At 65.5% G+C, this 9,627-nt stretch carries 9 protein-coding genes; 7 read left to right on the forward strand and 2 right to left on the reverse strand.

The genetic code is table 11. The annotated features are described in order from the left end of the window. Positions 1–12 precede the first annotated feature (12 nt). The gene (locus GGR40_RS06455) at positions 13–705 is read right to left on the reverse strand and encodes a TonB C-terminal domain-containing protein (RefSeq protein ID WP_429275390.1); all 693 of its coding nucleotides are present in this window, start codon (positions 703–705) and stop codon (positions 13–15) included. A gap of 43 nt (positions 706–748) precedes the next feature. Continuing rightward, positions 749–1,408: an energy transducer TonB gene (locus tag GGR40_RS06460; protein ID WP_429275391.1), complete on the reverse strand. Its 660-nt coding sequence runs from the start codon at positions 1,406–1,408 to the stop codon at positions 749–751. Positions 1,409–1,488: 80 nt separating this feature from the next. Here GGR40_RS06460 and GGR40_RS06465 point away from each other — a divergent pair, with 80 nt between their 5' ends. From GGR40_RS06465 to GGR40_RS06495, 7 genes are all read left to right on the forward strand, one after another. Continuing rightward, the gene (locus tag GGR40_RS06465) at positions 1,489–2,460 is read left to right on the forward strand and encodes a helix-turn-helix transcriptional regulator (RefSeq protein ID WP_429275392.1); all 972 of its coding nucleotides are present in this window, start codon (positions 1,489–1,491) and stop codon (positions 2,458–2,460) included. Between the two features lie 388 nt (positions 2,461–2,848). Then, positions 2,849–4,435, forward strand: a complete 1,587-nt coding sequence (locus GGR40_RS06470) for a ShlB/FhaC/HecB family hemolysin secretion/activation protein (protein WP_429275393.1) — start codon at positions 2,849–2,851, stop codon at positions 4,433–4,435. Continuing rightward, a complete protein-coding gene (locus GGR40_RS06475; protein WP_429275394.1) occupies positions 4,435–6,162 on the forward strand; it encodes a DUF2341 domain-containing protein in 1,728 nt (575 codons plus the stop codon). The genes GGR40_RS06470 and GGR40_RS06475 overlap by 1 nt, the downstream gene beginning before the upstream one ends. A gap of 25 nt (positions 6,163–6,187) precedes the next feature. Beyond that, on the forward strand, positions 6,188–6,613 hold the full coding sequence (locus GGR40_RS06480; protein WP_429275395.1) for an ExbD/TolR family protein: 426 nt from the start codon (positions 6,188–6,190) through the stop codon (positions 6,611–6,613). Continuing rightward, positions 6,610–7,335 carry a TonB-dependent receptor gene (locus GGR40_RS06485; RefSeq protein ID WP_429275396.1) on the forward strand — a complete coding sequence of 242 codons (726 nt, stop codon included), beginning with the start codon at positions 6,610–6,612 and terminating at the stop codon, positions 7,333–7,335. Before GGR40_RS06480 ends, GGR40_RS06485 begins: the two co-directional genes overlap by 4 nt. A gap of 51 nt (positions 7,336–7,386) precedes the next feature. After that, positions 7,387–9,111: a putative porin gene (locus tag GGR40_RS06490; protein WP_429275397.1), complete on the forward strand. Its 1,725-nt coding sequence runs from the start codon at positions 7,387–7,389 to the stop codon at positions 9,109–9,111. A 52-nt stretch (positions 9,112–9,163) separates the two neighbouring features. Continuing rightward, entirely contained in the window at positions 9,164–9,601 is a 438-nt protein-coding gene (locus GGR40_RS06495) for a hypothetical protein (RefSeq protein WP_429275398.1), read from the forward strand. Positions 9,602–9,627: the final 26 nt, after the last annotated feature.

A 9,627-nucleotide genomic window follows, 5' to 3' on the forward strand; every position in this document is an offset into this window, starting at 1 on the left:
TCGTCTCGCTCATCATCGCTGGACGATCTCGAACCAGACCGGCTGCGGCATGGCCGGCGGCGGAACCGCAGGCAGTTGCATCCCGTCCAATGCGCGCAGCACTTCGCCATCGAGTGCTGCGTTGCCCGAACCGCTTGCCAGATGCAGTGTGCGGATCACACCATGGGCGTCGATCCGTACCGAAAGCCGGGCTTCGAAACGCCGATTGTGGGTGGCCGGATGATCCTGCAGGCGGCGCATGATGGTGTTCTGCACGACATGGCCGAAAGGGCGGTAATCGGTCTGAGGCTGCCCGATCACTCGCGCTGCGGTTACTTTGAGCCGACCCAGGGCAAGCTGCGGTCGTCCCCCGGAGACGAGACGCGTGGAGGGCTCGCCTTCGTCCGGCACGTGCGTCCCCCCGCGCAGGATCAGCACCGCCGTGGCGCTGGTGAAGCGATGCGCAAGGCCGCTGCCGTGCAGCAGCGTGGCGACCGCAAACGGTGGGGAGAAACGCCCTCGTAGCGGCTCTGACCGCATTCCCTTCAGGATTGCCGGCTCGTAGACAATGTCGATGCCGCTGATCCGGCCGAATGCCAGCAACGCCTTTTCCAGATCCTGCGCAGGAATGTCGTAGGCACGCTCTGCGGCGCGACCGGATGCGACGGTGCTTGCGGCAAACGACAAGGCCAGCGCCAAAAGGAAGGCACCGAACCGGGCGGGCATGCCACCCTGTTGTCCGAAGGTCGCCGCTGCCGCCATCGTGCGGTCACTCGATCTCGAAATCGATCGGTAGACTGACGTCGAGCGAGGAGGGCAGGTCTGAGGGGATCGGCGGCATCGGCACGGCACGGTGCACGGCGGCCTGCGCCTCGCGATCCAGTACGGTGCGCCCCGAACTGGATACCACCCAGACGCGATCTATCGAGCCATTTCTGTGCAGCGTGAAGCCGACTTCGACGGACCCTTTAAACCCATCGCGCCGCGCTTCCTCCGGATACTGGCGGAAATGCGCGATATGCGCGAGCAGGAGGTCGCGATAGGTCACCGCGCTGGTCCCGATCAGCGACGTGGCGGAACTGCCGACCTGCGCTGCCGTCGGCGCATTGCCGAGGTTGGCCGGCCTGTCGGCGCCTTTCACGTCAGAGGCGGCGTCGGCAGGCATGGTAGAACGCGAAGCGGCGGCCTTGGCCGGATGCAGATCGGTCAATGTGTCCCGAGGTTCAGGCCTGAGAGCGCTGCCGGTGGCGGAGCCCCGTTCCAGCGGGATCAGCTTGACCACCAGCACGTTGCTGCGTCCCTGCGAGGCCGCGTCGCCATGCTGCGCGCCGCCGGGCGGCGGCATCAGCAGCAGCGCCAGCCCGGCGGCAGCATGAAGCGCCGTCGTCAGCGACAACGAGAAGATCCGGTCCAGCGGGTTGGACTTCATGGGATCACAGCCGGGATTGCAGCACGCTCATGAGCGCCGCGCATTAACGACGATTTGTGACAGATCAGCGCAACCGGACAATGCCGGAGCCGGGCAGGTGGAAATGTCGTTCGCGCAAAAATAATGGTTCGCAATCGGTGCCATGCGGCTGTCTCGTCGGCGGAGGCACTTTTATGGCGATGCAAATACTGGCGCATGCCGAGATCGAACAGGCTGAAAAGGTGTTGCCGCCTGTATTGGCCATGCCGGCGAACATCGACATTCATGTCATGCGGTTCGGTGCCCCGCAGCCATCGTGCGACGTGGTAGATCCCTGCGACGATATCGTCGTGGCGTTTGCCGCAGAGGGCATGGGCCGCGCTATCGTCAACGATATCGAAATCGACCTTACACAGCGCTGCGCCGTAGTTGCCAGCGGCGGCGTCTTTCGCGTCGAACGGGGGCAGGCGGCAACCGTGCTGGCGGTCCGGCTGCCCCGCACGCCCATGCAGATTTGCGCCAGCGTCCGCCATGGCGGCGCGCGGCGCCTGATGCGCGGTGCGCTTGCGCTCGATCTCGATCGCCCGGCTTGCCTGGCAGAAGCGCTGCTTGCCGTTGCGCAGGGCCAGGCCAGCGACGAGCACGCGAGGTTTCTGCTGGAGGGCATCGTCGACGCGCTGGCGGCACAGCATGGCGCCGATACCCCATTTCCGCCTTCGCGTGCGATCACGCTGGCGCGTGCATGGCTGGACCGCGATGCCAGCGGCCACCTTTCCCATCACGAACTGGCAGGGCGTGTCGGTATCACCGGCGTTACCCTGCAACGTGGGTTCAAAGCCATTCTGGGCACCACGGTCACGCGTTATTCGCAGGCCGTGCGGCTGCACGATGCGCAGGCGCGCCTGCAATGCATGTGGGAATGCCGTTCCATTGCAGAGATTGCGTTGGCGGCAGGTTTTCCGTCGAGCACGACATTCACGCGTGCGTACCAGAAACTCTTCGAAGAAACCCCGACCCAGACGCGCATTCGCGTGTTCAGAATGTCTGTCCCACCTCATGACAATCTAGAATAATAGTAACTAACCAACGAGTCGAGGTGTATTAGCATCCCGCAGTCATCAGGCTGGCGGGACAATGATGCTTTTGTTCAATACTCATGAAAAATATAATGAAACAAAATCTTCATCAATCCTGACCGGCCAAGAACAATACGCAATAGTTAAGTTTCATTGGCTGATTTATACTTGAGGCGTGTGCGTACCGCTTCTAGTGCGCCCCTCGCAGCGGGGCATTGCATTGCAGCAATTGAGTCACAGCCCGGCTCCAAGGACGACGGCGGCGGTGTTCGCCTGCCCACTCGCGATCGTCGCGGATGGGTCTGACGGTTGGGGGTTTGTTTTGAAGATCCGGGGAATAGGCTGGCGTGCCTCGTCGATCGGGGCGATCGCCGCAGCATTGACCATGAGCGTATCGCCGGCGGCGTGGGCGCAGGACGCGGGCACAGCCGCGATCGACGCGTCGACGATTCCGGCCACGCAGTTCGATATTCGTGCTTTCCAGGTGCGCGGCAACACCGTTCTGGCGCCGGATGCGGTGGAGAGGGCGGTCTATCCCTTCATGGGGCCGGGCCGCAGCGAAGCCGACGTGGAATCGGCGCGCGCCGCCTTGCAGAAGGCGTTCGAGGATGCCGGCTACGTCGCGGTGTCCGTGTCGGTCCCCGAGCAGGCGGTGGACAGCGGCATCCTGATGCTGGAAGTGCAGCCTCAGGCGATCGGCAATCTGGTCGTCGAGGGCGACACCCGCCACGCTGACAAGGTCAAGGCGCAGGCCGCATCGCTGACGCCGGGTGCAACGCCCAACATCACCGCGTTCCAGCGCGACGTGATCGCGATGAACCAGAAGGCAAGCCGCCGCGTCACGCCGGAGCTGAAGGCGGGAGAGGCTCCGGGTACGCTGGATGTGGTGCTCAAGGTGGAGGAAAGCTCCGCCTGGCACGCAACGGCGGAACTCAACAACTTCAGCTCTGCCGCGACGACCGACCTGCGGGCGTCTGCGACGTTGCGGTACGACGATATGTGGGGCCGGGGCGACAGCCTTTCCGTCACCGCGCAAACCGCGCCCCGCCGCCGGGATGACGGCACGGTCTTCTCCGCCAACTATCTGATGCGGCTGGGGCAGGGCACGCAGCTGATGCTGTACGGCGTCCATTCCGACAGCGACATCGCGGTCATCGGCGGCACTAGCGTGGTCGGCAAGGGCAACATCGCCGGCGGGCGGCTGATCCAGTCGCTGGGGACTGGAGAAGGGTTCTACCACGCGCTGACGTTCGGGGCGGACTGGAAGGACTTCACCGAAGACCTGACGCTGGGCCCGGATCGCAGCTCGGTCCCGGTGAAATACCTGCCTGTCACGCTGTCATGGCGTGGCGACTGGACCGGCGAACGACGCGTTTCGAGCGTGAGCCTGTCCGGCATCTTCGGCACCCGCGGCCTCGGCACGCCGGGCGGCACGTCCAGCGACGGCTGCAAGGTGGACGTCAACCACTTCGACTGCAAACGCTACAAGGCGCAGCCCAACTTCTTCATCCTCAAGGGTGAGGCGGAAACGACGCTGGACCTGGTGGCGGACATCCAGTTCAACGCCCGCCTCGCCACGCAGTGGTCAGCCAATCCGCTGATCGCCAACGAAGGTTTCTCGCTTGGCGGCATGAACAGCGTGCGCGGCTATTACGAGACCGAAAGCCTGGGCGACTACGGCTTCTCCTCGCAGATAGAGGTGCGCTCGCCCGACTTCGCCGGTCTTCTGGGTGCATCGTCGCAGCACGAACTGCGGCTGCACGGGTTCTGGGACTACGGCGGCGGCGGCATTCATCACCCGCTGGACGGTCAGGCGCGCCGCTTCAAGCTGTCCAGCGTGGGCGCCGGAGCCCGCATCAAGCTGTTCAAGTACCTCAACAGTGCGGTCGAAGTCGGCACGCCGCTGTTCTCGGGGCCGGAAAGCAAGTCCGGCGACATTTTCACACGCTTCCGCATCTGGGGGGAATTCTGATGTCTCTTAACGCACGCCTCAAGGGCGTGGTCGGGGGCCTTGTCGCCGCTGCCGCGCTCACTACCGCCATGCCGGCCTATGCCTGGTGGGAAACGGATTACGCCTATCGCACGAAGATCAACGTCAATGCTTCGGCTGCGGGCGTCACGGGCGAAGTGGCGCGCGCGCCGGTGCTGGTGCGCCTGCATCAGGGCAACTTCAACTTCGCCGACGTGAAAGCGGACGGCTCGGACCTGCGCTTCGTCGCGGGTGATGACCGTACCCCGCTGAAATTTCACGTCGAAAAGTGGGACGCCAAGGGTCAGCAGGCGCTCGTGTGGGTGGACGTGCAGGGACTGCAGCCTGGCCAGCTGGCCGCGATCTATGCCTATTACGGCAACAAGAATGCGACCTCTGGGCAGGACGTGGCAGGCAGCATCGCGCCTGACTACCGGCTCATCTATCATTTCAACGAACAGGGCGCGCCCAAGGACGCTACCGCCAACGGCGTCAACGCGCAGGGCGGCACCAAGCGCAATGCCAGCGGCCTGATCGCCAACAGCCTGTCGCTTGACGGCACGCCTGTTTCGCTGCCCGCGTCCGCCTTTGCGGCTGGCCCGCTCTCGGTCAGCTTCTGGGTCAAGCCTGCGTCGGATGGCACCCTGCTCTCGCTGCCGGGCAGCGCCAGCCTGGTGCTGCAGGGCGGACAGCTGTTCATCGATGCAGGCGGCAAGCGCTCTGCCGGTGCGGCGCTGCCGACCGGAACCTGGGCCCATGTGGCGCTGGTCAACGATGGCCAGAAGTCGGTCCTCTATATCGGCGGGCAGCCTGCGGGCGAACTCGCCGGAGCGATGGGCCCGGTCAGCGGCAACGTCCTGATCGGTCAGGGCCTGTCGGGCGAGATCGACGAGTTGCGTGTTGCCGGAGTGGCGCTGTCGCAGGCGGCGTTCCAGCTGGCGGCGGCATCGGAGGGTCAGGGCGCACGCCTGCTGACCTTCGACACGGCCGAGCAGGTGGAGACCGGGGGCGGTCACGGCTACATGGGCATCCTTTTCGGCGCGCTGACACTGGATGCCTGGATCGTCATTGCGATCCTGGGTGTGATGTTCGCGCTGGCGATCTGGACGATGATCTCCAAGCACCTCCTGTTCTCTCGCATCGAGAAAGCGAACGACGTCTTCCTCGATGCCTATCGTGCGCAGGCGAAGCGGTCGGGGGATCATGACGGCCTGCCCGCGTTCGATCCGGGCGCGGCAGCGGCGGGCAGTTCGCTGGGCCACCTCTATCACGTCGGTCGTCGCGAACTGGGCGAGCGCCTGAAGGAAGGGCGCGCCACCGGCAGCCGCTTTGCCATTCGTGCGCAGTCGATCGCGGCGATCCGTTCGGCGCTCGATGCCGAACAGGTGCTGGAAAACCAGAAGCTGCAGGAACGCATGGGGCTGCTGACCAACTCGATTTCGGGCGGTCCGTTCATCGGTCTGGCGGGCACCGTGCTGGGCGTCATGATCACCTTTGCGGCCGTGGCTGCTGCCGGTGAAGTGAACATCAACGCGATCGCACCGGGCATCGCCGCCGCGCTGCTGGCAACGGTTGCCGGTCTCGTCGTCGCGATCCCCGCCATGTTCGGTTACAATGCGCTGCTGTCCCGTTCCAAGAAGATCACGGCCCGCAACCAGATCTTTGCCGACGAACTGGAAAAGCGCATCGCCGAAACGTGGCAGGACGTTCCTGCGGCGCAAGCGGCCTGAGCCCCAAGACGAAGGAGTTCAGACCATGGCGATGCAGATCGGCGACGAAGACAAGCCGTACAATGAGATCAACGTCACGCCGATGATCGACGTGATGCTGGTTCTCCTCATCATCTTCATCCTGCTGACGACGGCGGCAGTGCAGGGCATCAAGGTGGATCTGCCCAGCGCGTCTGCGGCCAAGACGATGAACGAGCCCAAGAGCCGCGTCATCGCCGTGTCCGACGACGGCACCATATCCATCGACGCCGTGCCGGTATCGATGAGCGAGCTGGAGAGCGAACTGCGCACGTCCATCGCTTCCACGCCGGACCTTGCGGTGATCCTGCGCGGCGACCGGGCGGTGCAGTACGACAAGGTCATGCAGGTGCTGGACCTGTGCAGCCGGGTCGGCGTACCCAGCCTTGGCATGGCGGCCACGAGGCCACCGGCTGCGACAGGTGCGCAATGACGGTCTCCGCGCTTCCGCCGCCGGGGAAGGGCCTGGGTGGCGGCAACCTGGATCGGCTTCGGCCCGGTGCTCATCCCACGCGGCAGAAGCTGCTGATCGGAGCGGCGGTGGTTGGCGGCGGCTTCGCGCTGCTGGTGGCGTTGGGCTTCTTCGCTGATCCGACCACGCGGTTGCGGCCTAACGAGACACGGACGGTGCAGGTGGTCCTGCCCCCGCCCCCTCCGCCACCACCGCGGCCCGAGCCCAAGCCGGTGGAGAAACCGCCCGAGCCCACGCCCATGCCGGTCGAGCAGCCCGTCGATACGCCGCCGCCCGAACCTGCCAAGCAGTCTGCGGAACCCTCCGCGCCGGGGGACAATGCCCTCAGCGCGCGCGAAGGGGCCGGGCCCAGCAACTATGGCCTCGCGGTCGGCAATGGCGGCGGCACTCGCATCGGTGGGCGTCCGGGTGGCGGGGGCGGCAGTGCCTTTGCCGCTTACGCCCAGGTTGCCCAACAGTGCATCCGCAACGCCGCGCAGGCCGACAGGGAGCTGTCACGCGGGCGCTATGCCGTTCGGCTGGCGGTCAGCTTCGATCCGGACGGTCGGATCACTGACGTGCGCCTCGGCGATGGCGATGCCCGGCGTCAGGCGCGCATCCGGCAGGTGCTGACCGGCCTGCAGTGTTCACAGCGACCGCCCGCCGGAATGCCGGCGACGCGGATCGAACTTCGGGGCGGCTGATCCATGCCTGCCCATCCAAGCCACGTTTTTGTCCCAGGGGGATTTGCTTCCATGTTCCGTCTTCAAGTTCGCCACCGCGTGAAGCCGCTGCTGCTGGCCTGCGTCGCCGGGGCCGCCGTCATGGCGGCGCCCGCTGCCGCGCAGCAGGTCGACTCCAACAAGCTGCTCGAAGTGATGGTCCGCAAGGGCCTGGTCACTCGCGAAGAAGCCGATGCGATGATCGCGGAAGCCGGCGCCGCCGCGCCGGCAAGCGCTCCTGCTGCGCAGGCCCCGGTGCCGCCGGGCGGGGTGGCCGCCGATGGCGTGCAGACCATTCCCTATGTCCCGCAGGTGGTGCGTGACCAGCTGAAGCAGGAACTGCGTAACGAACTGGGCCAGCAGGCGCAGGCAGAAGGCTGGGCCAAGCCCGGCGAAGTGCCCGAATGGACCAAGCGCATCACGCTTTCGGGCGACATCCGCGCCCGCATGGACGCCATGCTTTTCGATCGCGGAAACTACACCGATTTCGTCAACTGGGGCGCGGTGAACGAGGGCAGCGGCGTGGACGTCAATCCCGCGTCGCCGGGCTTCGTGAACCTGCCTTATCTGAACACCCGCAACGATCGCGTGGCGATGCGCCTGCGTGCCCGCATCGGCATCAATGCGCGCATCGACGACTGGGTGACGGCGGAAGTGCGCGTCGCCACCGGCAACGACCGTTCGCCGGTATCGACCAACCAGACGCTGGGCCAGTTCGGCGAGTTCGGCAAGTACCAGCTCTGGCTGGACCGCGCCGCCATCCACCTCAAGCCGGTGGACGGACTGGGCGTGGAACTGGGCCGTTTCGCCAATCCGTTCTGGTCGAGCACGCTGGTCTTCGACGAAGATCTCAACTTCGACGGCATTTCCGCTACGGCCAAGGTCAAGCTGAACGAGCGCTTCGGCCTGTTCGGCACTGCAGGCTTCTTCCCTCTGTTCAACACCAGCCTGAACTTCGGTTCGCGCGATGTGGGCAGCTTCCGTTCGCGTGATCGCTACCTGGTGGCAGGGCAGTTCGGTATCGACGTGCGCCCTAGTTCCGCGCTTCGTACGCGGCTGGCCGGTGCCTATTTCCGGTTCGAGAACGTTCAGGGCGAGGTTTCCGCGCCGTGTGCCTTCAATCAGGACGTATGCGACACCGACGTGATGCGTCCGCTGTTCCAGCAGTTCGGCAATACGCACATGGCGCTGCGCGACGTGGTGCCCAATCCCGCCGTACCGGAAAGCCTGAGCCCCGAAGTGCAGTATTTCGGACTTGCCTCGAAATACGAGGTGCTCTCGCTGCGCGGTGAGGTCGATTATGGCCTGACGGATCGCCTGTCGCTGCGCTTCGAAGGGGATTACCTGCGCAACCTGGCCTTCAAGCGCCGTCGCGTGGCGCCGCTGGCACAGAACAACTTTGCGCCCATCACCACGGCAGGCGGCGGCAACTACAGCGGCGGGGACGATGGCTGGCAGGCGCGCCTGTCCGTCGGCCATCTGGGTCGCGGCCTGCCGCAGGGCGACCAGACCATCCACAAGAAGGACTGGAACGTCCACCTGGGTTATCGCCGCATCGAATCCGACGCGATGCTCGATGCCCTGGCGGACTCCGACTTCGGCCTTGGCGGCACCAACATGAAGGGCTGGTTTGCCGGTGGCGCCTATGGCGTGGCGGAAAACACGGCTGTCGGCGTGCGCTGGATGTCGACGGACGAGATTGCCGGTCCGCCGCTCTCGGTCGATCACCTGATGGTCGATTTCACCTCGCGCTTCTGAGCCAGCGACCGTGAACACGCCCGCCTTCACCGGATATCACGCTGCCACAGGCATGAGCGCCCTGGCTCCCGGCTTGCGCCTCGCGTTGTCCGGATTGAAGGCGGCGTGTTCATGGCAAGGCACCTATGCGGTGGCCCTGCTGTCGCTCCTGCCTGTGTTGCTCCCTTGCAATAACGCCCTTGCGCAGGAACCCCGGACGCGCATCACCGGGCGGTCCGCGCCGGTGCCCTGCGTGATGGTCGATATAGGTGACCAGCGCGCGGGGCACCTCGATTGCGCGATGCAGCAGCTTGAAGAGGCCGCGCGCATCGCCCGTATCAAGGCGGGCGCGGAACAAGGTTTCCCGGCGCCGAAGGCCGGTTCGCCCGACGTGACCGTCGGCGTGTCGAGCCTGTCCGGCACACGGCTGCGCATGGGCGGAAACCTGGGCACATCGGTGCACCCGGCCCGCCCGCGCGCAACGCCTGTAAATCCTCTGCGGCCGCGATGACGGCCCGCACAATCCGCATCGGTCGT

It is taken from the genome of Novosphingobium gossypii (genome assembly GCF_050433305.1).
Taxonomy (GTDB): Bacteria; Pseudomonadota; Alphaproteobacteria; order Sphingomonadales; family Sphingomonadaceae; genus Novosphingobium; species Novosphingobium gossypii.